Below are 25,124 nucleotides of genomic sequence, written 5' to 3' on the forward strand. Positions count from 1 at the left end.
AATGAGTATGTCAACATCCACAGAAGTCATCGCTCATCACTGGGCATTCGCAATCTTTCTTATTGTAGCCATTGGCCTGTGCTGCCTGATGTTAGTCGGCGGCTGGTTCCTGGGCGGTCGCGCCCGTGCAAGGCACAAAAACACACCTTTCGAATCAGGTATTGATTCAGTAGGTTCCGCTCGCTTACGCCTGTCTGCCAAGTTCTATCTGGTAGCCATGTTCTTCGTCATCTTCGACGTGGAAGCGCTTTACCTTTTCGCATGGTCAACGTCCATCCGCGAAAGTGGTTGGGTGGGCTTTGTCGAGGCCGCAATTTTCATTTTAGTGCTACTGGCCGGTCTGGTTTATCTGGTGCGTATTGGCGCGCTTGACTGGACGCCTGCGCGTTCACGTCGTGAACACATCAACCCGGAAAACAGTATCTCTAATCGTCAGCAGTAACAGCGAGGCAATAAGATGGATTATACGCTCACCCGCATAGATCCTAACGGTGAGAATGACCGTTACCCCCTGCAAAAACAGGAGATCGTAACCGACCCCCTGGAGCAAGAAGTCAATAAAAGCGTGTACATGGGCAAGCTCGAACATGCCATGCACGATATGGTCAACTGGGGTCGTAAGAACTCCATCTGGCCTTACAACTTTGGTCTTTCTTGCTGCTACGTTGAAATGGTGACGTCATTCACTGCGGTGCATGACGTTGCGCGTTTTGGGGCCGAGGTACTCCGTGCTTCCCCGCGTCAGGCTGACCTGATGGTGGTTGCCGGTACGTGCTTTACCAAGATGGCACCTGTTATTCAGCGTCTGTATGACCAGATGCTGGAGCCAAAATGGGTTATCTCCATGGGCGCATGTGCAAACTCTGGCGGTATGTACGACATTTATTCCGTCGTGCAGGGCGTAGATAAATTTATCCCAGTGGATGTGTACATCCCGGGTTGTCCGCCACGTCCGGAAGCCTACATGCAGGCGCTGATGCTGCTGCAGGAATCTATTGGTAAAGAACGTCGCCCACTGTCGTGGGTTGTTGGCGATCAGGGTGTGTATCGCGCGAACATGCAGTCTGAGCGCGAGCGTAAACGTGGTGAACGTATTGCCGTCACCAATCTGCGTACGCCTGACGAAATTTAATTTGCGCCTGTAGGTCTGGAGAACACCTTCGCATATCACTACTCAAATAGCGCGAAGCCAGGCTCAACAGTCACCACGGACCATTTGCAATGGTGAACAATATGACCGACTTAACCGCGCAAGAAGCCGCCTGGCAGACCCGGGATCATCTGGATGACCCAGTCATTGGCGAACTGCGCAACCGTTTTGGGCCGGATGCCTTTACTGTTCAGGCTACCCGCACCGGGGTACCCGTTGTTTGGGTGAAGCGTGAGCAATTGCTGGAAGTTGTCGATTTCCTTAAGAAATTGCCAAAACCGTACGTCATGCTGTTTGACTTACACGGCATGGATGAACGTCTGCGTACCCACCGCCAGGGTCTCCCTGCTGCGGATTTTTCCGTTTTCTACCACCTGATCTCAATAGACCGTAATACGGATATCATGCTCAAGGTGGCATTGTCTGAAAACGACATGCATCTGCCGACGATCACCAAACTTTTCCCGAACGCGAACTGGTATGAGCGTGAAACCTGGGAAATGTTCGGCATGACCTTCGACGGCCACCCGCATCTGACGCGCATCATGATGCCGCAGACCTGGACCGGCCACCCGCTGCGTAAAGACTACCCTGCGCGTGCAACCGAATTCGACCCGTTTGAGCTGACCAAAGCCAAACAGGACCTGGAAATGGAAGCGCTGACCTTCAAGCCGGAAGACTGGGGCATGAAGCGCGGTACCGACAACGAGGACTTCATGTTCCTCAACCTCGGTCCAAACCACCCGTCTGCGCACGGTGCATTCCGTATTATCCTTCAGCTTGATGGCGAAGAGATTGTCGACTGTGTTCCGGACATCGGCTACCACCACCGTGGTGCTGAGAAGATGGGCGAGCGTCAGTCCTGGCACAGCTACATTCCGTATACCGATCGTATCGAGTACCTCGGCGGCTGCGTCAACGAAATGCCATACGTGCTGGCCGTTGAGAAACTGGCGGGTATCGTTACGCCGGATCGCGTTAACGTGATTCGCGTTATGCTGTCAGAACTGTTCCGTATCAACAGCCACCTGCTGTACATCTCCACGTTCATTCAGGACGTCGGCGCGATGACCCCGGTCTTCTTCGCCTTTACCGACCGTCAGAAAATCTACGATCTGGTGGAAGCGATTACCGGTTTCCGTATGCACCCGGCATGGTTCCGTATCGGCGGCGTGGCACACGATCTGCCGCGCGGCTGGGACCGTCTGCTGCGTGAGTTCCTCGACTGGATGCCAAAACGTCTGGCGTCATACGAGAAAGCCGCGCTGCGTAACACCATCCTGAAAGGCCGTTCCCAGGGCGTTGCTGCCTACGGCGCGAAAGAAGCGCTGGAGTGGGGTACGACAGGTGCAGGTCTGCGTGCGACCGGTATTGATTTCGACGTGCGTAAAGCCCGTCCTTACTCTGGCTACGAGAACTTCGACTTTGAAGTCCCGGTGGGCGGCGGTGTTTCCGACTGCTACACCCGCGTGATGCTGAAAGTGGAAGAGCTACGCCAGAGTCTGCGCATCCTTGAGCAGTGCCTCAACAACATGCCGGAAGGCCCGTTCAAGGCGGATCACCCGCTGACGACGCCGCCACCGAAAGAGCGCACGCTGCAGCATATCGAAACCCTGATCACCCACTTCCTGCAGGTTTCCTGGGGTCCGGTCATGCCGGCGCAAGAATCCTTCCAGATGATTGAAGCGACCAAGGGTATTAACAGTTACTACCTGACCAGTGACGGCAGCACCATGAGCTACCGTACCCGCGTGCGTACGCCGAGCTTTGCGCACCTGCAGCAGATCCCGTCCGCCATCCGCGGCAGTCTGGTCTCTGACCTGATTGTGTATCTGGGTAGTATCGATTTTGTTATGTCAGATGTGGACCGCTAATTATGCACGAGAATCAACAACCACAAACCGAGGCTTTTGAGCTGAGTGAAGCAGAACGTGCCGCGATTGAGCACGAGATGCACCACTACGAAGACCCGCGTGCGGCGTCCATTGAAGCGCTGAAAATCGTACAGAAACAGCGTGGTTGGGTGCCGGATGGGGCGATCTATGAGATCGCGAAAGTGCTGGGTATTCCGGCAAGTGACGTAGAGGGCGTAGCCACGTTCTACAGCCAGATCTTCCGTCAGCCGGTAGGCCGCCATGTGATCCGCTACTGTGACAGCGTTGTCTGCCACATCACCGGTTATCAGGGCATTCAGGCTGCGATTGAGAAAAAGCTCAATATCAAGCCGGGCCAGACCACGTTCGATGGGCGCTTTACCCTGCTGCCAACCTGCTGCCTGGGTAACTGCGACAAGGGGCCGACCATGATGATTGATGAGGACACTCATAGCCATCTGACGCCGGAAGCGATTCCTGACCTGCTGGAGCAGTACAAATGAAAACTGTAATTCGTACTGCTGAGACGCATCCGCTGACCTGGCGTCTGCGCGATGACAAACAGCCGGTATGGCTCGACGAATACCAGAGCAAAAACGGCTATGCCGGCGCGCGTAAAGCCCTTGGCGGCATGGCGCCGGACGACATCGTTAATGCGGTGAAAGACTCCGGCCTGAAAGGGCGCGGCGGTGCGGGCTTCTCCACCGGTCTGAAGTGGAGCCTGATGCCGAAAGACGAATCCATGAACATCCGTTACCTGCTGTGTAACGCCGATGAAATGGAGCCGGGCACCTATAAAGACCGCCTGCTGATGGAACAGCTGCCGCACCTGCTGGTGGAAGGCATGCTGATCTCCGCGTTTGCGCTGAAAGCCTACCGTGGCTACATCTTCCTGCGCGGTGAGTACATCGAAGCAGCGGAAAACCTGCGTCGCGCGATTGCCGAAGCCACCGAAGCGGGCCTGCTGGGTAAAAACATCCTGGGCACCGGGTTTGACTTTGAACTGTTCGTGCACACCGGCGCAGGGCGTTATATCTGCGGTGAAGAAACCGCGCTGATTAACTCCCTGGAAGGCCGCCGCGCGAACCCGCGTTCCAAGCCACCGTTCCCGGCAAGTTCCGGCGTATGGGGTAAACCGACCTGCGTAAACAACGTTGAAACCCTGTGTAACGTTCCGGCTATCCTCGCCAACGGCGTGGAGTGGTATCAGGGCATCTCCTCAAGCAAAGATGCCGGTACCAAGCTGATGGGCTTCTCTGGTCGCGTTAAAAATCCTGGCGTCTGGGAACTGCCGTTCGGTACCACCGCACGTGAAATTCTTGAAGACTACGCTGGCGGCATGCGCGATGGCCTGAAATTCAAAGCCTGGCAGCCGGGTGGGGCAGGGACAGATTTCCTGACCGAAGCCCATCTTGACCTGCCAATGGAATTCGAAAGCATTGGTAAAGCAGGCAGCCGTCTGGGTACGGCGCTGGCGATGGCCGTCGACCACGAGATCGGCATGGTCTCGCTGGTGCGTAACCTGGAAGAGTTCTTCGCCCGCGAGTCCTGCGGCTGGTGTACACCGTGCCGTGATGGTCTGCCGTGGAGCGTGAAGATCCTGCGAGCAATCGAACGTGGCGAAGGCCAGCCTGGGGATATCGAGACGCTTGAGCAACTGTGTCGATTCTTAGGCCCGGGTAAAACCTTCTGTGCCCACGCACCGGGTGCCGTCGAACCTCTGCAGAGCGCGATCAAATATTTCCGCGACGAGTTCGAAGCAGGCATCAAGCAGCCGTTCAGCAATACCCATGCCATCAATGGGATTCAGCCGAACCTGCTTAAAGCGCGCTGGTAACGACAAGAATTTTGATTAACGCTCGGTTTCGACCGAGCCAACTGGAAGCATGCTAATGGCTACGATTCATGTAGACGGCAAAGAATACGAAGTCAACGGGGCGGACAACCTGCTGGAAGCTTGTCTGTCTCTTGGCCTCGATATTCCGTACTTTTGCTGGCATCCGGCGCTGGGCAGCGTCGGTGCTTGCCGCCAGTGTGCGGTGAAGCAATATCAAAACGCGGAAGACACGCGTGGTCGCCTGGTGATGTCCTGTATGACGCCAGCCACCGAAGGCACTTTTATTTCGATTGATGACGAAGAAGCTAAACAGTTCCGCGAAAGCGTTGTGGAATGGTTGATGACCAACCACCCGCACGACTGTCCGGTCTGTGAAGAGGGCGGTAACTGCCACCTTCAGGATATGACCGTGATGACCGGCCACAGCTTCCGTCGCTATCGCTTTACCAAGCGTACCCACCGTAACCAGGACCTGGGGCCGTTCATCTCTCACGAAATGAACCGCTGCATCGCCTGCTACCGCTGCGTGCGTTACTACAAAGATTACGCAGACGGTCAGGATCTGGGCGTGTATGGCGCGCACGATAACGTCTACTTCGGTCGTCCGGAAGACGGCGTGCTGGAAAGCGAATTCTCCGGTAACCTGGTAGAAATCTGCCCGACAGGCGTATTCACCGATAAAACCCACTCCGAGCGTTACAACCGTAAATGGGACATGCAGTTTGCGCCAAGCATCTGCCAGCAGTGTTCCCTCGGCTGTAACACCAGCCCGGGTGAGCGTTACGGCGAGCTGCGTCGTATCGAAAACCGTTACAACGGTACCGTTAACCACTACTTCCTCTGCGACCGCGGTCGTTTCGGCTATGGCTATGTGAACCTGAAGGACCGTCCGCGTCAGCCGGTTCAGCGCCGTGGCGACGACTTCATTACCCTGAACGCTGAGCAGGCGATGCAGGGCGCGGCAGATATTCTGCGCCAGTCGAAGAAAGTGATCGGTATCGGCTCCCCGCGTGCCAGCATCGAAAGCAACTTTGCGCTGCGCGAGCTGGTTGGAGCGGAAAACTTCTATACCGGTATCGCTCAGGGCGAGCAGGAACGTCTGCAGCTGGTACTGAAAGTGCTGCGTGAAGGCGGTATTCATACCCCTGCGCTGCGCGAAATCGAATCTTATGATGCGGTCCTGGTGCTGGGTGAAGACCTGACGCAGACGGGCGCACGCGCGGCTCTGGCGGTTCGCCAGGCGGTGAAGGGGAAAGCACGTGAAATGGCAGCGGCGCAGAAAGTGGCTGACTGGCAGATTGCGGCGATCCTCAACATTGGCCAGCGCGCGAAGCATCCTCTGTTTGTGACGAACATCGACAACACCCGTCTGGACGATATCGCCGCGTGGACTTACTGCGCGCCGGTTGAAGATCAGGCGCGCCTCGGCTTTGCCATTGCCCACGCACTGGACAGCAGCTCGCCGGCCGTTGAACTGGATCGCGACCTGCAAAACAAGGTTGACGTGATTGTTCAGGCCCTGGCGGGTGCGAAAAAACCGCTGATTATTTCCGGTACCAACGCCGGTAGCGCGGAGATCATTCAGGCGGCAGCCAACGTTGCCAAAGCCCTGAAAGGCCGCGGTGCTGACGTCGGTGTGACCATGATTGCCCGTGCGGTAAACAGCATCGGTCTGGGCATGATCGGTGGCGGCTCGCTGGAAGAAGCGTTAAGCGAACTGGAGTCCGGTGCCGCTGACGCCGTTGTGGTGCTGGAAAACGACCTGCATCGCCACGCCTCTGCCGCTCGCGTTGACGCCGCGCTCTCCAAAGCGCCGCTGGTGATGGTCATTGACCATCAGCGCACCGCGATCATGGACAAAGCGCACCTGGTGCTCTCTGCGGCAAGCTTCGCAGAAAGCGACGGTACGGTTATTAACAACGAAGGCCGCGCACAGCGCTTCTTCCAGGTTTACGACCCGGCGTACTACGACAGCAACACCGTGATGCTGGAAAGCTGGCGCTGGCTGCACTCCCTGCACAGCACCGTGCAGAGCCGTGAAGTGGACTGGACGCAGCTCGACCACGTTATCGACGCGGTAGTGGAAAAACTGCCTCAGCTGGCAGGCATTAAAGATGCCGCGCCTGAAGCAAGCTTCCGCATTCGCGGCCAGAAACTGGCGCGTGAACCGCACCGTTACAGCGGCCGTACCGCGATGCGCGCCAATATCAGCGTGCACGAACCGCGCCAGCCGCAGGATAAAGACACCATGTTCGCCTTCTCTATGGAAGGGAACAACCAGCCGTCTGCGCCGCGTTCGCAAATCCCATTCGCATGGGCGCCAGGCTGGAACTCCCCGCAGGCATGGAACAAGTTCCAGGCTGAAGTGGGTGGCTCCCTGCGTCACGGCGATCCGGGCGTGCGTCTGATTGAAGCCTCCGAAACCGGTCTGGACTTCTTCACCGCCGTACCGGCGAGCTTCCAGGCGCAGGAAGGTAACTGGCGTATCGCGCCGTACTACCATCTGTTCGGTAGCGACGAGCTGTCCCAGCGTTCACCGGTCTTCCAGACCCGCATGCCGCAGCCTTACATCAAGCTTAACCCGGCGGATGCCGCGAAGCTTGGCGTAAACGCGGGCGCAAACATTGCCTTTAGCTATGACGGCCAGACAATCAGCCTGCCGCTGATTATCTCCGAAGGTCTGACAGCAGGGCAGGTGGGTCTGCCGATGGGTATGCCTGGCATTGCGCCGGTTCTGGCGGGTGCGCGTCTTGATAATCTGCAGGAGGCAAAAGCATGAGTTGGTTAACGCCGGATCTTATCGACATCCTGCTGAGCATTCTGAAAGCGATTGTTATCCTGCTGGTGGTGGTCACCTGCGGCGCGTTCATGAGCTTTGGTGAACGTCGTCTGCTCGGTCTGTTCCAGAACCGTTACGGACCGAACCGCGTGGGCTGGGGTGGTTCACTCCAGCTGGTCGCGGACATGATCAAGATGTTCTTTAAAGAGGACTGGATCCCGCGCTTCTCGGACCGCGTGATCTTTACTCTGGCACCGATGATCGCCTTCACCTCGCTGCTGCTGGCGTTTGCTATCGTTCCGGTCAGCCCGACCTGGGTGGTCGCTGACCTGAACATCGGCATTCTGTTCTTCCTGATGATGGCAGGCCTCGCGGTTTACGCGGTGCTGTTCGCAGGCTGGTCCAGTAACAACAAATACTCGCTGCTGGGTGCGATGCGTGCTTCCGCGCAGACGCTGAGCTACGAAGTGTTCCTGGGTCTCTCCCTGATGGGCGTGGTGGCGCAGGCCGGTTCATTCAACATGACCGACATCGTCAATAACCAGGCTGACATCTGGAACGTTATCCCGCAGTTCTTTGGGTTTATTACCTTTGCTATCGCGGGCGTGGCGGTGTGTCACCGTCACCCGTTTGACCAGCCAGAAGCCGAACAGGAACTGGCCGACGGTTACCACATCGAATATTCCGGTATGAAATTCGGTCTGTTCTTCGTGGGCGAGTACATCGGTATCGTCACCATTTCCGCGTTGATGGTAACGCTGTTCTTCGGTGGCTGGCATGGCCCGTTCTTACCGCCGTTCATCTGGTTCGCGCTGAAAACCGCGTTCTTCATGATGATGTTCATTTTGATTCGCGCAGCGTTACCGCGTCCGCGTTATGACCAGGTAATGTCCTTCGGCTGGAAAGTGTGCCTGCCGCTGACGCTCGTCAACTTGTTGGTAACGGCGGCTGTCATTCTCTGGCAGCAGCCATAAGGGGCTATAGACCATGACCTTAAAAGAATTACTGGTAGGCTTTGGTACCCAGGTACGCAGTATCTGGATGATCGGCCTGCACGCGTTTGCCAAACGCGAAACCCGGATGTACCCGGAAGAGCCGGTATATCTGCCGCCGCGCTACCGTGGCCGTATCGTGCTGACGCGCGACCCGGACGGTTCCGAGCGCTGCGTTGCCTGTAACCTGTGTGCGGTAGCGTGTCCGGTCGGCTGTATCTCTCTGCAGAAAGCAGAGACGGTAGACGGCCGCTGGTACCCTGAGTTCTTCCGCATCAACTTCTCACGCTGCATCTTCTGCGGTCTGTGTGAAGAAGCGTGCCCAACCACGGCGATTCAGCTGACTCCAGACTTCGAGCTGGGTGAGTACAAGCGTCAGGACCTGGTGTACGAGAAAGAGGATCTGCTGATTTCCGGTCCGGGCAAATACCCGGAATATAACTTCTACCGGATGGCGGGTATGGCAATCGACGGCAAAGATAAGGGCGAAGCAGAGAACGAAGCTAAGCCTATCGACGTCAAGAGCCTGTTACCGTAAGGAGAGGGCAATGGAATTCGCTTTTTATATCTGTGGCCTTATCGCCATCCTGGCTACGCTGCGAGTGATTACGCACACCAATCCGGTGCATGCGCTGCTGTACTTAATCATCTCGCTGCTGGCCATTTCCGGGGTGTTCTTCGCACTGGGCGCGCACTTCGCCGGTGCGCTGGAAATCATCGTCTACGCCGGGGCCATCATGGTGCTGTTCGTGTTCGTGGTGATGATGCTGAACCTGGGCGGCTCTGAAATTGAGCAGGAACGTCAGTGGTTAAAACCGCAGGTGTGGATTGGCCCGGCAATTTTGTCGGCCATCATGCTGGCGGTGATTGTTTACGCCATTCTGGGCGTCAACGATCAGGGCATCGACGGCACGCCGATCGGCGCTAAAGAGGTCGGTATTACCCTCTTTGGCCCATACGTTCTGGCGGTTGAACTGGCCTCAATGCTGCTGCTGGCAGGTCTGGTTGTTGCTTTCCACGTTGGCCGCGAAGAGCGTGCTGGCGAGGTGCTGAGCAACCGCACTGACGACCGCGCGAAAAGAAAAACGGAGGAGCGCGCATGATCCCCTTAACACATGGACTGATCCTCGCTGCGATTTTATTCGTTCTGGGTCTGACCGGTCTGGTTATCCGCCGCAATCTGCTGTTTATGCTGATCGGTCTGGAAATCATGATTAACGCCTCCGCGCTGGCCTTCGTGGTCGCCGGAAGCTACTGGGGCCAGACCGATGGTCAGGTGATGTACATTCTCGCCATCAGCCTCGCGGCTGCCGAAGCGAGTATTGGCCTGGCGCTGTTGCTGCAGCTCCATCGTCGCCGCCAGAACCTGAACATCGATTCAGTAAGTGAGTTGCGTGGATGAACATGCTTGCCTTAACCATTATTTTTCCGCTGATTGGCTTCGTGCTGCTGGCGTTTTCTCGCGGCCGCTGGTCTGAGAATCTGTCTGCGACCGTGGGCATTGGCTCCATCGGTCTGGCTGCGCTGGTGACGGCGTATGCGGGTATCGACTTCTTTAACAACGGACGTCAGCCTTTCAGCGTGCCGCTGTGGACCTGGATGTCGGTCGGTGATTTCAACATCGGCTTCAACCTGGTGCTGGACGGCCTCTCGCTGACCATGCTCTCCGTGGTCACCGGCGTGGGCTTCCTGATCCACATGTTCGCCTCCTGGTATATGCGCGGTGAAGAGGGTTACTCCCGCTTCTTCGCCTACACCAACCTGTTTATCGCCAGCATGGTGGTTCTGGTGCTGGCCGATAACCTGCTGCTGATGTATCTGGGCTGGGAAGGCGTAGGTCTGTGTTCTTACCTGCTGATCGGTTTCTACTACACCGATCCGAAGAATGGCGCAGCGGCCATGAAAGCGTTCGTCGTGACCCGCGTGGGTGACGTCTTCCTCGCTTTCGCGCTGTTCATTCTTTACAACGAACTGGGCACGCTGAACTTCCGCGAAATGGTGGAACTGGCGCCGGCGCACTTCGCTGCAGGCAACAACATGCTGTGGTGGGCAACGCTGATGCTGCTGGGTGGCGCCGTGGGTAAATCCGCGCAGCTGCCGTTGCAGACCTGGCTGGCCGACGCGATGGCGGGTCCAACCCCTGTCTCCGCGCTGATCCACGCCGCGACCATGGTAACCGCCGGTGTCTACCTGATTGCGCGTACCCATGGCCTGTTCCTGATGACCCCGGAAATTCTGCATCTGGTGGGTATCGTCGGTGCGGTCACGCTGGTGCTGGCAGGCTTTGCCGCGCTGGTGCAGACCGACATCAAACGCGTTCTCGCGTATTCCACAATGAGCCAGATTGGTTACATGTTCCTGGCGCTGGGCGTTCAGGCGTGGGACGCAGCCATTTTCCACCTGATGACGCACGCGTTCTTTAAAGCGCTGCTGTTCCTCTCATCCGGTTCCGTGATCCTGGCCTGCCATCACGAGCAGAACATCTTCAAGATGGGCGGACTGCGTAAGTCCATTCCGCTGGTGTATGTCTGCTTCCTGGTGGGCGGCGCGGCGCTGGCGGCACTGCCGCTGATCACCGCGGGCTTCTTCAGTAAGGACGAAATCCTTGCGGGTGCCATGGCGAATGGTCATATCAATCTGATGGTTGCGGGTCTGGTCGGTGCGTTCATGACCTCCCTGTATACCTTCCGTATGATTTTCATCGTATTCCACGGTAAAGAACAAATTCACGCTCACGCAGGGAAGGGGATCACCCACCACCTGCCGCTGATTGTGCTGCTGGTACTGTCCACCTTCGTTGGCGCGATGATTGTGCCACCGCTGCAGGGCGTACTGCCAGACACCACCGAGCTTGAGCACGGTCGCGTTCTGACGCTTGAAATCACCTCCGGTGTGGTCGCTATCGCGGGCATCCTGATTGCAGCATGGCTGTGGCTGGGCAAACGTACGCTGGTGACTGCCGTTGCCAACAGTGCGCCGGGCCGTCTGCTGGGCACCTGGTGGTACAACGCGTGGGGCTTCGACTGGCTGTACGACATGATCTTCGTTAAGCCGTTCCTGGGCATTGCGTGGCTGCTGAAGCGCGACCCACTGAACAGCCTGATGAATATCCCGGCGATCCTTTCCCGCTTTGCAGGTAAAGGCCTGCTGTACAGCGAGAACGGTTACCTGCGCTGGTATGTGGCGTCCATGAGCATAGGTGCGGTTGTCGTGCTGGCGCTGCTGATGGTGTTGCGTTGATCGTTAAGTGAATTTTATTCGAATTCGTTGAAAATCAGGCCCCTGCTGGGGGCCTTAAAAAGGAATGTAAATCGCCATGTTACTACCCTGGCTAATATTAATTCCCTTCATCGGCGGCTTCCTGTGCTGGCAGACTGAACGCTTTGGCGTGAAGATGCCGCGCTGGATCGCGCTGATCACCATGGGATTGACGCTCGCGCTTGGCCTGCAACTGTGGTTGCAGGGCGGTTACTCACTGACCCAGTCTGCGGGCATTCCGCAGTGGCAGTCTGAGTTCATCCTGCCGTGGATCCCGCGTTTCGGCATTACGATCCACCTGGCGATTGACGGTCTGTCGCTGCTGATGGTGGTGCTGACCGGTCTGCTCGGTGTTCTGGCGGTACTTTGCTCCTGGCGAGAAATCGAAAAATACCAGGGCTTCTTCCACCTGAACCTGATGTGGATCCTGGGCGGCGTGATCGGCGTGTTCCTTGCCATCGACATGTTCCTGTTTTTCTTCTTCTGGGAGATGATGCTGGTGCCGATGTACTTCCTGATCGCGCTGTGGGGCCACAAGGCGTCCGACGGTAAAACGCGTATCACGGCGGCAACTAAGTTCTTCATCTATACCCAGGCGAGTGGTCTGGTGATGTTGATTGCTATTCTGGCGCTGGTGTTTGTTCACCACAACGCGACCGGAACCTGGACCTTCAACTACGAAGATCTGCTGAAAACGCCAATGTCCCACGGCGTTGAATACCTGCTGATGCTGGGCTTCTTCATCGCGTTCGCGGTGAAAATGCCGGTCGTTCCGCTGCACGGCTGGCTGCCAGACGCGCACTCTCAGGCACCAACGGCGGGTTCCGTTGACCTGGCGGGTATCTTGCTGAAAACGGCGGCCTACGGTCTGCTGCGTTTCGCACTGCCGCTGTTCCCGAATGCCTCCGCAGAGTTCGCACCTATTGCCATGTGGCTGGGTGTGATCGGTATCTTCTACGGTGCCTGGATGGCCTTCACGCAGTACGACATCAAGCGTCTGATTGCCTACACCTCCGTTTCCCACATGGGCTTCGTGCTGATTGCTATCTACACCGGCAGCCAGCTGGCGTACCAGGGCGCGGTGATCCAGATGATTGCGCACGGTCTGTCCGCAGCCGGCCTCTTCATCCTGTGCGGTCAGCTGTACGAACGTCTGCATACCCGCGACATGCGTATGATGGGGGGCCTGTGGAGCAAAATTAAATGGCTGCCAGCGCTGTCCATGTTCTTCGCGGTGGCTACCCTGGGGATGCCGGGTACCGGTAACTTCGTCGGCGAATTTATGATTCTGTTCGGCAGCTTCAAAGTGGTACCGGTGATTACCGTGATCTCCACTTTTGGTCTGGTGTTCGCTTCCGTGTACTCGCTGGCGATGCTGCACCGCGCTTACTTCGGTAAAGCGAAGAGCGAAATTGCTGCACAAGAACTGCCGGGGATGTCGCTGCGTGAGCTGTTCATCATCCTGCTGCTGGTCGTACTGCTGGTGCTGCTGGGCTTCTTCCCGCAGCCGATTCTGGATACCTCGCATAGCGCGATGGGCAACATCCAGCAGTGGTTTGTTAATTCTGCTTCTACTACAAGGCCGTAATTCGCCATGACAATAACTCCACAACAACTGATCGCGCTGCTACCGCTGCTGATCGTCGGATTGACGGTGGTGGTTGTGATGCTCTCCATTGCGTGGCGACGCAATCACTTCCTGAATGCCACGCTGTCGGTCATCGGCCTGAACGCCGCGTTAGTCTCTCTCTGGTTTGTTGGCCAGGGTGGGGCGATGGACGTCACCCCGCTGATGCGCGTTGACGGTTACGCCATGCTGTATACCGGTCTGGTGCTGCTGGCGAGCCTGGCAACCTGTACCTTTGCGTACCCGTGGCTCGAAGGCTACAACGACAACAAAGAAGAGTTTTACCTGCTGGTTCTGATTGCCGCGCTGGGCGGCATTCTGCTGGCGAATGCGAACCACCTGGCCGCGCTGTTCCTCGGTATTGAGCTGATCTCTCTGCCGCTGTTCGGCCTGATTGGTTACGCCTTCCGTCAGAAGCGCTCCCTGGAAGCAAGCATCAAGTACACCATTCTGTCTGCTGCTGCGTCCTCGTTCCTGCTGTTTGGTATTGCGCTGCTGTACGCACAGTCCGGTAACCTCTCTTTCATGGCGCTCGGCAAGAGCCTCGGTGACGGCATGCTGCATGAGCCGCTGCTGCTGGCAGGTCTGGGCATGATGATTGTTGGCCTCGGCTTCAAACTCTCTCTGGTGCCGTTCCACCTGTGGACGCCAGACGTATACCAGGGCGCTCCGGCTCCGGTGTCGACCTTCCTGGCGACGGCGAGCAAGATCGCTATCTTCGGTGTGGTCATGCGTCTGTTCCTGTACGCGCCGGTTGGTGACAGCGAAGCGGTTCGCGTGGTGCTGGGCATTATCGCGTTCGTCTCCATCATCTTCGGTAACCTGATGGCGCTGAGCCAGACCAACATCAAGCGTCTGCTGGGCTACTCGTCTATCTCTCATCTGGGCTACCTGATGGTGGCGCTGATTGCGCTGCAGAGCGGCGAGATGTCAATGGAAGCCGTGGGCGTGTATCTGGCCGGTTACCTGTTCAGCAGCCTCGGCGCCTTCGGCGTGGTGAGCCTGATGTCCAGCCCGTACCGTGGCCCGGATGCCGATTCACTGTTCTCCTACCGTGGTCTGTTCTGGCACCGTCCGATCCTGTCCGCGGTAATGACCGTGATGATGCTCTCTCTGGCAGGTATCCCGATGACGCTCGGCTTTATCGGTAAGTTCTACGTGCTGGCCGTCGGTGTGCAGGCGCACCTGTGGTGGCTGACCGCGGGCGTGGTTATCGGCTCCGCGATTGGCCTCTACTACTACCTGCGTGTTGCCGTGAGCCTGTACCTGAGCGCGCCTCAGCAGCTCAACCGTGATGCCCCAACCAACTGGCAGTACAGCGCCGGTGGTATCGTAGTGCTTATCTCCGCACTGCTGGTGCTGATCTTCGGTATCTATCCGCAGCCGCTGATTGATATCGTGCAGCGAGCGATGCCGCTGATGTAAGGTGAAAGCAAAAAGGCAACGAAAGTTGCCTTTTTTAATGTTTGCGCCCTCTCCCGGTGGGAGAGGGACGGGGTGAGGGCACCAGCCCGCACGTAACGAAAAAACCCGCCTCGGCGGGTTTTTTTATGGTTTGCCCAGCGGCGCTACGCTTGCAGGGCCTACGGGTTTTGTAGGTCGGGTAAGCGTAGCGCCACCCGACTAAGCCAGCTGCTTCCGGCTAATCAACGGCCCGTCAATCTTCTTCATCGAGCGGTCCAGCACTTCCTCAATCACCGACGACAGCTCGTTCAGCTCAAACTTCGCCACATACCCGTCCGCCTTCACCTTGCGAATATGGTCTTCGTTGGCGTTGCCGGAAAGGGAAGAGTGGATCACGACCGGAATGTCCTTCAATATCGGGTCGGTTTTGATTTTGCGCGTCAGCGTAAAACCGTCCATCTCCGGCATTTCGAGGTCGGTCAGCACCAGAGCGATCTTATCGGTGATGGGAACCCCTTCAGCCTGGGCCTGCGCCGCCAGCACGCCGATTTTTTCCCACGCGTCTTTGCCGGTGATATGCAGCTGTGCCGGGATCTCCATGGCCTGCAGACCTTTCTCCAGCATCGAGCGCGCCACTTTGGAGTCTTCCGCGACGATGGCGACAGCGCCCGGTTTGATATGGAATTTGGTGGTCTTCAGGTTCGTGGCGTGCAGATCGTGATTGGCCGGGGTGATGTCATACAGGATCTGCTCAACGTCCAGCACCATCGCCAGATCGTTGGTATCGGTCTTCTCGTCAAGACACGCAATGCTGGTGATGTAGCGACCGCTGACGGCGGTTTCCGCCGCATGCACCTGCTTCCAGTCCAGACGCATGATGTTCTCAACCGATTCCACGGCAAACGCCTGCACGCTGCGCGCATATTCGGTGATCAGCAGGATGTTCAGCCCGGTGGTGGGCTTACAGCCCGCCACGGCGGCCAGGTCAATCACCGGGATCACCTGATCGCGAATATTCACCATTCCCATCAGCGGTGACTTCATCCCGGCGGGTTTCGTGAACTCCGGCATCGGCACAATTTCACGCAGCTTAAAGACGTTAATGCCAAACAGCTCGGATTTATTTTCGTTAAGAGAGGTGCCAAGACGGAACAGCAACAGTTCAAAACGGTTCGACAGGGTCAGATTCGCCCTGTCATCAATATCTTTCTGGAAATTATCCATTCTACCCTCGAGAGAAATGCTGACCTTTTAATCGTTATCGGCATCCTCAGGGAAAAATGAAGGACTAAACGCTAACCTGAGCGAAATCTTCGGCCAGCTCACATTCCGGAAACAGCGTGCGGCACTCTGCCAGCAGGTTTGCGCATCCCCGCGCGTCGTAGCGCGAGCTGACATGAGTGACGATGAGCCGCCCGACACCCGCGTCACGGGCAAGCTGTGCCGCCTGACGCGTGGAGCTATGGCCCCGGCTGTTGGCTTTCTCTTCCATCGCCGTTTCAAGCGTCGCTTCATGCACCATGACGTCCACGCCCTGGGCCAGCGTGAGCGCCGCCGGGCACGGGGCCGTATCGCCAAAAATCACCAGTTTTTTGCCGGGCTGCGGTGCGGCGAGATAATCCTGGCCGTTAATGACGCGTCCATCCTCCAGCGTGACGGTCTCTCCGTGCTTCAGACGCTGGAACAGCGGCCCGGGTTTTACGCCGTCGGCCATCAGCGCGGCGGCATCCAGCGCGCCGGGTTTATCATGCGCATCAATACGGTAGCCATAGCACTCGACAGGATGATTGAGCGGTTGAGCAGTAACGCGATAATCCCCGTCGTCGAATACCAGCCCTTCGGCAATCTCAACGACCTCCAGCGGATAATCTGTCCATGACCCGCTCAGGCGCAGCGTAGTTTCGACAAATTCACGAATACCCGCTGGCCCGTAAATCGTCAGCGGGTTGGCGTTACCGGCCATCGAGCGGCTGCACAGCAGGCCGGGAAGGCCAAACAGGTGGTCGCCATGCAGATGAGTAATAAATATTTTATTCAGTTTGCCGGGGTGGTAAGCGGTGTGTAACAGCTGATGCTGCGTCCCTTCACCGCAGTCAAACAGCCACAGCCCGCCGCGGGTGGGATGCTTTAGATCCAGCAGGATCGCCGTCACGTTTCGTGAGCGGGTTGGCACGCCAGCGGACGTACCCAGAAAAATCAGTTCCATAACGCAATCAGCCCTTTGCCGAACGGGGAGGGGTTTAGTATAACGTGATGAACCCCAGGAAGGAGACTGACATGATCCAGTGGCAAGATTTACATCATAGCGACCTCACCGTTCATTCACTTTACGCCCTGCTGAAGCTGCGCTGTGAAGTGTTTGTTGTGGAACAGACCTGCCCGTATCAGGACATCGATGGTGATGACCTTGTCGGTGAGAACCGCCATATCCTCGGCTGGCGGGATAACGAGCTGGTGGCGTATGCGAGGATTCTGAAAAGCGAAGACGATTTTGAGCCCGTCGTCATTGGCCGCGTCATCATCAGCGGTAAGGCGCGAGGGGAAAAACTGGGCTATCAGCTGATGGAAAAAACGCTGGAGGCGTGCCGGAAACAGTGGCCGGACAAGGCGTTATACCTCGGCGCGCAGGCGCACCTTCAGTCCTTCTACGGCCATTTTGGCTTTGCGCCAGTGACGGAGGTATACGATGAAGATGGCATTCCGCACGTCGGCATGGCGCGAGAAGTGAAACAGGCGTAATGGCATCTCGTTGGCTATAGTTAGCGGACTGGTGTACTAACATGGAGAAAAATATGTCATTTCAATCCTGGGATACCCGTATCGACGACGACCTGGCCTTGCTGAGCGAAACGCTGGAAGAGGTGTTACGTTCCTCGGGCGACCCTGCCGATCAGAAATATATTGAGCTAAAAGCCCGTGCCGAGCAGGCGCTGCATGAAGTGAAAAACCGCGTCAGCCATGCGTCAGATACTTACTACTACCGTGCCAAAAAAGCGGTGTATCGTGCCGATGATTACGTGCATGAAAAACCGTGGCAGGGTATTGGGGTGGGTGCTGCCGTTGGGCTGGTGCTGGGGCTGCTGTTAGCCCGTCGTTAAGCCGCTTAACCACTCCCTATACGTGGGTACTGCTATTTATGGCCAGTACCCCGTATAATACGAGGTTTTAACAGGGAGAGGTTCGCGTGAATTCGATTTTCCTCGCGCTGGAGCAACTGCGTACCCAGCTATCGCATGCGTTACCCGCAGCACCCGGCATACGTCATTTCGACGTCTCTTTCCCGTTAAACGACGCCTTCGATCCCCTCGCCTGGCTGGGCGAGCAGCAGTGTTATCCGCAGTTTTACTGGCAGCAGCGTAACGGCGATGAAGAGCTGGCCGCGCTGGGGGCGGTCAACCAATTTTCCTCTCTGGCATTAGCCTCGCAGTTTTTGCGCGAGCAAAATGCGGCGCAAGATACTCGCGTCTGCGGCCTGAACGCCTTTAATCCCGAACAGGGGAGCCTCTTTTTACCGCGACTGCTCTGGCGACGTACCGCCGGCAACGCCACGCTACGCCTGCAGCTGTGGAGCGACCGCTCGCTTGTGGAGGATGCCCGCGCCGCGCTGGATTTTTTACAGCGGCTTCGTCCTGCCAAATCTATCCGTCCGCTCTCCGTGCAGGTTGAGCACGAAACCCATCAGCCGCAGCAGGCCGAATGGCTGAAACTTATCCGCAGGGCGACGGAGACCATCGCGCGCGGTGAGTTTGAAAAAGTGGTGCTCGCCAGGGCAACCGATCTGCAGTTCACGCAGCGCGTTAACCCTGTCGCGCTGATGGCCGCCAGCCGCGCCCTGAATTTACATTGCTATCATTTCTGCATGGTATTCGACGCCAGCAACGCGTTTCTCGGCTCTACGCCCGAGCGTCTCTGGCGGCGGCGCGGCAAGCTGCTGCGCACGGAAGCGCTCGCTGGCACCGTCGCCAGCCATACCGAAGATAGTCAGGCGCAGCGTCTCGGCGAGTGGCTGCTGAACGATGATAAAAACCAGCGCGAAAATATGCTGGTGGTGGAAGATATTTGCCAGCGTCTTCAGCACTCTACGCAGACGCTTGAGGTACTGCCCCCCCAGGTGGTACGCCTGCGTAAGGTGCAGCATTTGCGCCGCTGTATCTGGACAGAGCTCAAACAGGCCGACGACGAGCAGTGTCTGCTCATGTTGCAGCCGACCGCGGCCGTTGCCGGATTACCCCGACAGCCCGCGCGTGAGTTTATCCAGAAGGTTGAACCCTTTAACCGCGAGTGGTATGCCGGTTCGGCCGGGTACTTATCCCCCGAACAGAGTGAGTTCTGCGTGGCACTGCGCTCCGCGCGCGTTCAGGAGGACTCCCTGCGGCTCTACGCCGGTGCCGGTATTGTCAGCGGGTCTGACCCGGAGCAGGAGTGGCAGGAGATTGAAAATAAAGCCGCCGGATTGCGCTCTCTGCTCCTAAGGGATTAATACAGATTCGCGCAATCCCGATTCATATCAAAATTCCAATTTTTTCTATTATTTATACTGTGTCGCATTCTTGATACCGGACAATCTCATGTCAGTAAGTTCTTTTAACCGACGCTGGGCGGCGGTGATCCTTGAAGCCCTGACGCGCCACGGCGTCAGGCACGTGTGTATTGCACCGGGTTCTCGCTCAACGCCGCTGACGCTGGCGGCCGCAGAAAACCGGGCGTTGATTCACCACACCCACTTTGATGAACGCGGCCTCGGCCATCTGGCGCTGGGTCTGGCGAAAGCCAGCAAAGAACCTGTGGCGGTGATCGTCACCTCCGGTACCGCCGTGGCGAACCTCTATCCGGCCCTGATAGAAGCCGGGTTAACGGGTGAAAGACTGATCTTACTGACGGCCGATCGTCCCCCTGAGCTTATCGACTGCGGCGCCAATCAGGCCATTCGCCAGCCGGGGCTCTTTTCTTCGCATCCTTCGCAGACGATTTCGTTACCGCGTCCCACCCAGGATATTCCGGCAAGCTGGCTGGTCTCCACTGTCGATCACGCCATGGAGACGTTGCGCAGCGGGGCGCTGCATATCAACTGCCCGTTTGCCGAGCCGCTCTACGGCGAGCTGGACGACACCGGTCTTGACTGGCAGCAGTCCCTTGGCGACTGGTGGGAGAGTGAAAAACCGTGGCTGCGCGAGCAGACGCATCTTGAGAGCGCGAAACAGCGCGACTGGTTCTTCTGGCGGCAGAAGCGCGGCGTGGTGATTGCCGGGCGCATGAGCGCCGCCGAAGGCAAGCTGGTCGCTGAATGGGCGCAAACCCTTGGCTGGCCGCTGATTGGCGATGTGCTTTCGCAGACTGGCCAGCCGCTGCCGTGCGCCGACCTCTGGCTAGGTAATGCGAAAGCGGTCACCGAACTGGCGCAGGCGCAGATTGTGGTCCAGCTTGGATCGAGTTTGACCGGCAAACGGTTACTGCAGTGGCAGGCCACCTGCACGCCGGAAGAGTACTGGCTGGTGGATTCGCTGGAAGGGCGGCTTGACCCGGCGCACCACCGCGGCCGTCGTCTGGTCAGCAGTATCGACGCCTGGCTGACGCTTCATCCGGCTGAGAAACGCAAGCCCTGGGCGGTGGCTATACCGGACCTTTCGCGCCAGGCGTGGGAACTGACCAAAGCGCACTGCGAAGCGTTTAGCGAAGCCGGGCTGGCGCACCGCATTCGCCAGTACCTGCCTGAACAGGGGCAGCTGTTTGTCGGCAACAGCCTCGTCGTGCGGCTGATTGACGCTTTCTCGAAGCTGCCCGCGGGCTACCCGGTGTACAGCAACCGCGGTGCCAGCGGCATCGACGGGCTGATCTCTACGGCGGCGGGCGTGCAGCGCGCCAGCGCGAAATCGACGCTGGCGATCGTGGGCGATCTCTCCGCGCTCTACGATCTCAACGCGCTGGCGCTGCTGCGTCAGGCGTCTGCCCCGTTTGTGCTGATTGTGGTCAACAACAACGGCGGGCAGATTTTCTCCCTGTTGCCAACGCCGCAGAGCGAGCGCGAGCGCTTCTATCTGATGCCGCAGAACGTGCAGTTCGAACACGCCGCGGCGATGTTTAGCCTGAAATACCATCGCCCGGAAAGCTGGGAACAGCTGGACGCGGCGTTAAGCAGCGCCTGGAAACAGCCGGGCGCGACGCTGATTGAGCTGGTGGTGAACGAGGCTGACGGTGCGCAGGCCCTGCAAAGCCTGCTGGCGCAGGTGAGCCAGCTGTGATCCTCACTGGCATGCAGCAGACTGGCAAACCGGGCTATCCCTGGCTGGTCTTTTTGCACGGTTTTTCCGGCGACCGCCGCGAGTGGCAGAGGGTCGGTGAAGGGCTCAGCGATTATCCCCGGCTGTATCTGGATCTGCCGGGGCACGGCGGATCCCGGAATCTGGGCGTGACGGGGTTTGACGAGATGAGCACGTTGCTCACCCGAACCCTGCTTAGTTACAACATACTTAAATTCTGGCTCATCGGGTACTCCCTCGGCGGCCGCATTGCGATGTTCCATGCCTGCCAGCAGCCGAAGGGGCTGCTCGGGGTGATTGTTGAAGGTGGACACCCGGGCCTGCAGGATGCCGATGCGCGAAGTGCGCGGCTGGCGTCCGACCGCCGCTGGGCAACGCGTTTTCGCACCGAACCGCTGGAGAAGGTGTTCGCTGACTGGTACCAACAGCCCGTGTTCTCCTCCCTCACGGACGCCCAGCGCGATGCGCTTATTACCCTGCGCAGCCAGAACAACGGCGCGACGCTGGCGATGATGCTTGAGACGACCTCGCTGGCCGTGCAGCCGGATTTGCGTGCCGCGCTTAGCGCACGCGATTTCTCTTTTGACTATCTCTATGGCGAACGGGATGAGAAGTTCTCGGCCCTTGCCGCGGAAGTGAACGCCGTTCGCCATGCCATTCCAGACGCCGGACACAACGCCCACCGGGAAAACCCCGATGCGGTTATCGCGAGTCTGGCTCAGATACTGCGTTATCGAATAAAGGACACTCTATGATTTACCCTGATGAAAACATGCTTTACGCCCCGGTTGAATGGCAGGACTGCTCCGAAGGCTACACCGACATTCGCTACCACAAATCCGCCGACGGCATTGCCAAAATCACCATCAACCGTCCGCAGGTGCGTAACGCCTTCCGTCCGTTGACCGTGAAAGAGATGATTCAGGCTCTGGCGGATGCGCGCTACGACGATAACATCGGCGTGATTGTCCTGACCGGCGAAGGCGATAAAGCGTTCTGCTCCGGCGGCGATCAGAAAGTGCGCGGCGACTACGGCGGATACCAGGACGATGCGGGTACCCACCACCTGAACGTCCTCGATTTCCAGCGTCAGATCCGCACCTGTCCGAAACCGGTAGTGGCGATGGTAGCGGGCTACTCCATCGGCGGCGGTCACGTGCTGCACATGATGTGCGATCTGACCATCGCCGCAGAAAATGCCATCTTCGGCCAGACCGGTCCGAAAGTGGGATCCTTCGACGGCGGCTGGGGCGCCTCGTACATGGCGCGCATCGTCGGGCAGAAAAAAGCCCGTGAAATCTGGTTCCTGTGCCGTCAGTACAACGCTCAGGAAGCGCTGGATATGGGCCTGGTGAATACCGTGGTTCCGATTGCCGATCTCGAAAAAGAGACCGTTCGCTGGTGCCGCGAAATGCTGCAAAACAGCCCGATGGCGCTGCGCTGCCTCAAAGCCGCTCTCAACGCCGACTGTGACGGTCAGGCGGGTCTGCAGGAGCTGGCGGGCAATGCCACCATGCTGTTCTACATGACCGAAGAGGGTCAGGAAGGGCGCAACGCGTTTAACGAAAAACGCCAGCCGGACTTCAGCAAATACAAACGGAATCCGTAATGCGTCGCGCGCAGGTTTACCGCTGGCAGATACCGATGGACGCGGGCGTGGTGCTGCGTGAACGGCGGTTAAAAACCCGTGACGGTTTCGTCGTGCATCTGCAGCAGGACGAGCGGGAAGGCTGGGGCGAGATTTCGCCGCTGCCGGGCTTTAGCCTGGAGTCGCTGGATGACGCGCAGTCTGTATTGCTGGCGTGGGCAGACGCGTGGCGTGAGGGCGCGGATCCGGCGTTGCCGGACGTGCCTTCCGCGGCTTTTGGCATCAGCTGCGCCCTGGCGGAGCTCGACGGCAGCCTGCCTGAAGAGGCTAACTACCGCGCGGCACCGCTCTGTACGGGCGACCCTGACGAGCTGTTCGCGCTGCTCTCCGCCATGCCGGGCGAGAAAGTGGCGAAAATTAAAGTCGGTCTTTACGAAGCGGTGCGCGACGGCATGGTCGCTAACCTGCTGCTGGAGGCGATCCCCGACCTTCATCTGCGTCTGGACGCTAACCGCGCCTGGACGCCGCTCAAGGCGCAGCAGTTTGCAAAGTACGTCAACCCGGCGTACCGCAGCCGCATTGCCTTCCTGGAAGAGCCGTGCAAAACCCGCGACGATTCGCGCGCGTTTGCCCGCGAAACGGGGATTGCCATCGCCTGGGATGAAAGCCTGCGCGAGGACGAATTTGAATTTGTCGCCGAGCCCGGCGTCAGCGCGGTGGTGATTAAACCAACGCTGACCGGCAGCCTGGCGAAGGTGCGAGAGCAGGTCGCGGCGGCGCATGCCTCAGGGCTGACGGCGGTCATCAGCTCGTCGATTGAGTCCAGCCTTGGGCTGACCCAGCTGGCGCGCATTGCCGCCTGGCTAACGCCGGATACGATCCCTGGCCTCGACACGCTGAACCTGATGCAGGCTCAGCTTATCCGCAGGTGGCCGGACAGCGCGCTGCCGTGCCTCAACGTCGCGGCGCTGGAGCCGTTGTTATGAGTTTTACCGACTGGCCGTGGCGGCACTGGCGCGCGCAGTTTGCTGATAAACCGGCCCTCAGGCTGAACGACGAGGTGCTCAGCTGGCAACAGCTGTGCGCCCGCGTCGACCGCCTTGCGGCAGAGTTTCACCTGCAGGGCGTGGAGGAGGGCAACGGCGTGCTGCTGCTGGCCCATAATCATCCGCGAACCCTGCTGGCGTGGCTGGCGTTGCTCCAGTGCGGGGCGCGCATTCTTCCCGTCAATCCGCAGCTGCCGCGCCCGCTGCTGGACGTGTTGCTCCCGCAGATGACGCTGCGCTTTGCGCTGGCGCTGGACGGTACCTGTGACGGTCTTCCTGCCCTGAGCATGCGCGAGCGCGCCGGGGAATATCGCGTTGCGTGGCAGCCGGCGCGGCTGGCGTCCATGACGCTGACCTCCGGCTCTACCGGGCTGCCGAAAGCAGCGGTGCATACCTGCGACGCCCATCTCGCCAGCGCGCGCGGCGTGCTGGCGCTGATGCCCTACGGCGAAGACGACGACTGGCTGCTTTCGCTGCCGCTGTTTCACGTTTCCGGCCAGGGGATTTTATGGCGCTGGCTGCAGGCCGGCGCGCGGTTAACCGTGCGCGAGAAACAGCCGCTGGCGCAGGCTTTGCGCGGCTGTACGCACGCTTCGCTGGTGCCGACCCAGCTCTGGCGTCTGCTTAATACCCACCAGCCTGTTGCACTGAAAGCGGTGCTGCTGGGCGGGGCCGCCATCCCTGTTGACTTGACGCAGCAGGCGCGCGAGCAGGGGATTCGCACCTTCTGCGGCTACGGCCTGACCGAGTTTGCCTCTACCGTCTGCGCGAAAGCGGCGGACGGCGAGCCGGACGTAGGCTATGCGCTGCCGGGCAGAGAGGTGCAGGTGGTTGACGGTGAAGTCTGGATCCGGGCAGAGAGTATGGCCTCAGGCTACTGGCGGGACGGCGAATTGGTTCCGCTGACCAACGCGCAGGGATGGTTCGCTACCCGCGATCGCGGGGAATGGCATGACGGCCGCCTGACGATCCTGGGCCGCATGGACAACCTCTTTTTTAGCGGCGGAGAAGGGATCCAGCCGGAAAGCCTTGAGCGCGTTATCGCCCGCCATCCGCAGATTAACCAGGTGTTTATCGTCCCGCTGGACGACGCCGAGTTTGGACAGCGTCCGGTGGCGGTGGTGGAGTGCGAGCCGGGAACGGATATCACCTGTTTACCTGACTGGGTCAGGGATAAGGTGGCGCGTTTTGAACAACCCGTCCGCTGGCTGCTGTTGCCGACCGAACTCAAAAATGGCGGCATTAAAGTCTCACGCCGCGCGTTGCAGCAGTGGGTGAACGCCTCGCTGAAGGGATAATAGCCGTTTCAAAT

Annotated in this window: 23 protein-coding genes; 21 read left to right on the plus strand and 2 right to left on the minus strand. The window is 58.5% G+C overall.

Going from position 1 to position 25,124, the window contains the following annotated elements; all coding sequences use genetic code 11:
- Nucleotide 1: 1 nt before the first annotated feature.
- The 13 genes from nuoA to nuoN all read left to right on the plus strand — a co-directional run bounded on the left by nuoA (nucleotide 2) and on the right by nuoN (nucleotide 14,942).
- Entirely contained in the window at nucleotides 2-442 is a 441-nt protein-coding gene (gene nuoA / locus IM317_RS14360; protein WP_014171000.1) for an NADH-quinone oxidoreductase subunit NuoA, read from the plus strand.
- A gap of 15 nt (nucleotides 443-457) precedes the next feature.
- A complete protein-coding gene (nuoB, locus tag IM317_RS14365; protein WP_003861482.1) occupies nucleotides 458-1,132 on the plus strand; it encodes an NADH-quinone oxidoreductase subunit NuoB in 675 nt (224 codons plus the stop codon).
- A gap of 89 nt (nucleotides 1,133-1,221) precedes the next feature.
- A complete protein-coding gene (gene nuoC, locus IM317_RS14370; RefSeq protein ID WP_023312537.1) occupies nucleotides 1,222-3,024 on the plus strand; it encodes an NADH-quinone oxidoreductase subunit C/D in 1,803 nt (600 codons plus the stop codon).
- Between the two features lie 2 nt (nucleotides 3,025-3,026).
- Entirely contained in the window at nucleotides 3,027-3,527 is a 501-nt protein-coding gene (nuoE, locus tag IM317_RS14375) for an NADH-quinone oxidoreductase subunit NuoE (protein ID WP_006176513.1), read from the plus strand.
- Entirely contained in the window at nucleotides 3,524-4,861 is a 1,338-nt protein-coding gene (nuoF, locus tag IM317_RS14380; protein WP_023312536.1) for an NADH-quinone oxidoreductase subunit NuoF, read from the plus strand. Before nuoE ends, nuoF begins: the two co-directional genes overlap by 4 nt.
- Nucleotides 4,862-4,916: 55 nt before the next feature.
- Nucleotides 4,917-7,640, plus strand: coding sequence for an NADH-quinone oxidoreductase subunit NuoG (nuoG, locus tag IM317_RS14385; RefSeq protein ID WP_033146078.1), 2,724 nt, complete (start codon nucleotides 4,917-4,919; stop codon nucleotides 7,638-7,640).
- Nucleotides 7,637-8,614, plus strand: a complete 978-nt coding sequence (gene nuoH, locus IM317_RS14390) for an NADH-quinone oxidoreductase subunit NuoH (protein WP_008500211.1) — start codon at nucleotides 7,637-7,639, stop codon at nucleotides 8,612-8,614. Before nuoG ends, nuoH begins: the two co-directional genes overlap by 4 nt.
- Before the next feature lie 13 nt (nucleotides 8,615-8,627).
- A complete protein-coding gene (nuoI, locus tag IM317_RS14395; RefSeq protein ID WP_003861491.1) occupies nucleotides 8,628-9,170 on the plus strand; it encodes an NADH-quinone oxidoreductase subunit NuoI in 543 nt (180 codons plus the stop codon).
- Between the two features lie 10 nt (nucleotides 9,171-9,180).
- Nucleotides 9,181-9,735, plus strand: coding sequence for an NADH-quinone oxidoreductase subunit J (gene nuoJ, locus IM317_RS14400; RefSeq protein WP_023312534.1), 555 nt, complete (start codon nucleotides 9,181-9,183; stop codon nucleotides 9,733-9,735).
- Complete coding sequence (gene nuoK / locus IM317_RS14405; RefSeq protein ID WP_003861496.1) at nucleotides 9,732-10,034, plus strand: NADH-quinone oxidoreductase subunit NuoK; 303 nt, start codon at nucleotides 9,732-9,734, stop codon at nucleotides 10,032-10,034. Before nuoJ ends, nuoK begins: the two co-directional genes overlap by 4 nt.
- Complete coding sequence (nuoL, locus tag IM317_RS14410) at nucleotides 10,031-11,872, plus strand: NADH-quinone oxidoreductase subunit L (RefSeq protein ID WP_014884634.1); 1,842 nt, start codon at nucleotides 10,031-10,033, stop codon at nucleotides 11,870-11,872. Before nuoK ends, nuoL begins: the two co-directional genes overlap by 4 nt.
- 76 nt (nucleotides 11,873-11,948) lie before the next feature.
- The gene (gene nuoM, locus IM317_RS14415) at nucleotides 11,949-13,478 is read left to right on the plus strand and encodes an NADH-quinone oxidoreductase subunit M (protein ID WP_023312532.1); all 1,530 of its coding nucleotides are present in this window, start codon (nucleotides 11,949-11,951) and stop codon (nucleotides 13,476-13,478) included.
- 6 nt (nucleotides 13,479-13,484) lie between these two features.
- Nucleotides 13,485-14,942 (plus strand): NADH-quinone oxidoreductase subunit NuoN, encoded by a 1,458-nt coding sequence (gene nuoN, locus IM317_RS14420; protein WP_029740937.1) that lies wholly within the window; start codon nucleotides 13,485-13,487, stop codon nucleotides 14,940-14,942.
- 198 nt (nucleotides 14,943-15,140) lie between these two features.
- Here nuoN and IM317_RS14425 read toward each other — a convergent pair whose 3' ends face one another.
- Nucleotides 15,141-16,145 carry a chemotaxis protein gene (locus IM317_RS14425; protein ID WP_033146077.1) on the minus strand — a complete coding sequence of 335 codons (1,005 nt, stop codon included), beginning with the start codon at nucleotides 16,143-16,145 and terminating at the stop codon, nucleotides 15,141-15,143.
- A gap of 64 nt (nucleotides 16,146-16,209) precedes the next feature.
- The gene (gene rbn / locus IM317_RS14430; protein ID WP_033146076.1) at nucleotides 16,210-17,127 is read right to left on the minus strand and encodes a ribonuclease BN; all 918 of its coding nucleotides are present in this window, start codon (nucleotides 17,125-17,127) and stop codon (nucleotides 16,210-16,212) included.
- Between the two features lie 71 nt (nucleotides 17,128-17,198).
- Between rbn and IM317_RS14435 the strand changes: the two genes are divergently transcribed.
- From IM317_RS14435 to menE, 8 genes are all read left to right on the plus strand, one after another.
- The gene (locus tag IM317_RS14435) at nucleotides 17,199-17,660 is read left to right on the plus strand and encodes a GNAT family N-acetyltransferase (RefSeq protein WP_033146075.1); all 462 of its coding nucleotides are present in this window, start codon (nucleotides 17,199-17,201) and stop codon (nucleotides 17,658-17,660) included.
- A gap of 53 nt (nucleotides 17,661-17,713) precedes the next feature.
- Nucleotides 17,714-18,019 (plus strand): stress response protein ElaB, encoded by a 306-nt coding sequence (gene elaB, locus IM317_RS14440; protein ID WP_008500219.1) that lies wholly within the window; start codon nucleotides 17,714-17,716, stop codon nucleotides 18,017-18,019.
- Between the two features lie 86 nt (nucleotides 18,020-18,105).
- A complete protein-coding gene (gene menF / locus IM317_RS14445) occupies nucleotides 18,106-19,401 on the plus strand; it encodes an isochorismate synthase MenF (protein ID WP_033146074.1) in 1,296 nt (431 codons plus the stop codon).
- Between the two features lie 88 nt (nucleotides 19,402-19,489).
- Entirely contained in the window at nucleotides 19,490-21,160 is a 1,671-nt protein-coding gene (menD, locus tag IM317_RS14450) for a 2-succinyl-5-enolpyruvyl-6-hydroxy-3-cyclohexene-1-carboxylic-acid synthase (protein ID WP_033146073.1), read from the plus strand.
- Entirely contained in the window at nucleotides 21,157-21,933 is a 777-nt protein-coding gene (menH, locus tag IM317_RS14455; RefSeq protein WP_033146072.1) for a 2-succinyl-6-hydroxy-2,4-cyclohexadiene-1-carboxylate synthase, read from the plus strand. Before menD ends, menH begins: the two co-directional genes overlap by 4 nt.
- Nucleotides 21,930-22,787 (plus strand): 1,4-dihydroxy-2-naphthoyl-CoA synthase, encoded by an 858-nt coding sequence (gene menB / locus IM317_RS14460; RefSeq protein ID WP_029740930.1) that lies wholly within the window; start codon nucleotides 21,930-21,932, stop codon nucleotides 22,785-22,787. Before menH ends, menB begins: the two co-directional genes overlap by 4 nt.
- Entirely contained in the window at nucleotides 22,787-23,752 is a 966-nt protein-coding gene (menC, locus tag IM317_RS14465) for an o-succinylbenzoate synthase (protein ID WP_033146071.1), read from the plus strand. The genes menB and menC overlap by 1 nt, the downstream gene beginning before the upstream one ends.
- On the plus strand, nucleotides 23,749-25,110 hold the full coding sequence (gene menE / locus IM317_RS14470) for an o-succinylbenzoate--CoA ligase (protein WP_033146070.1): 1,362 nt from the start codon (nucleotides 23,749-23,751) through the stop codon (nucleotides 25,108-25,110). Before menC ends, menE begins: the two co-directional genes overlap by 4 nt.
- Nucleotides 25,111-25,124 lie beyond the last annotated feature (14 nt).

The organism is Enterobacter cloacae complex sp. S3, assembly GCF_014930495.1.
GTDB classification, from domain to species: Bacteria; Pseudomonadota; Gammaproteobacteria; order Enterobacterales; family Enterobacteriaceae; genus Enterobacter; species Enterobacter asburiae_B.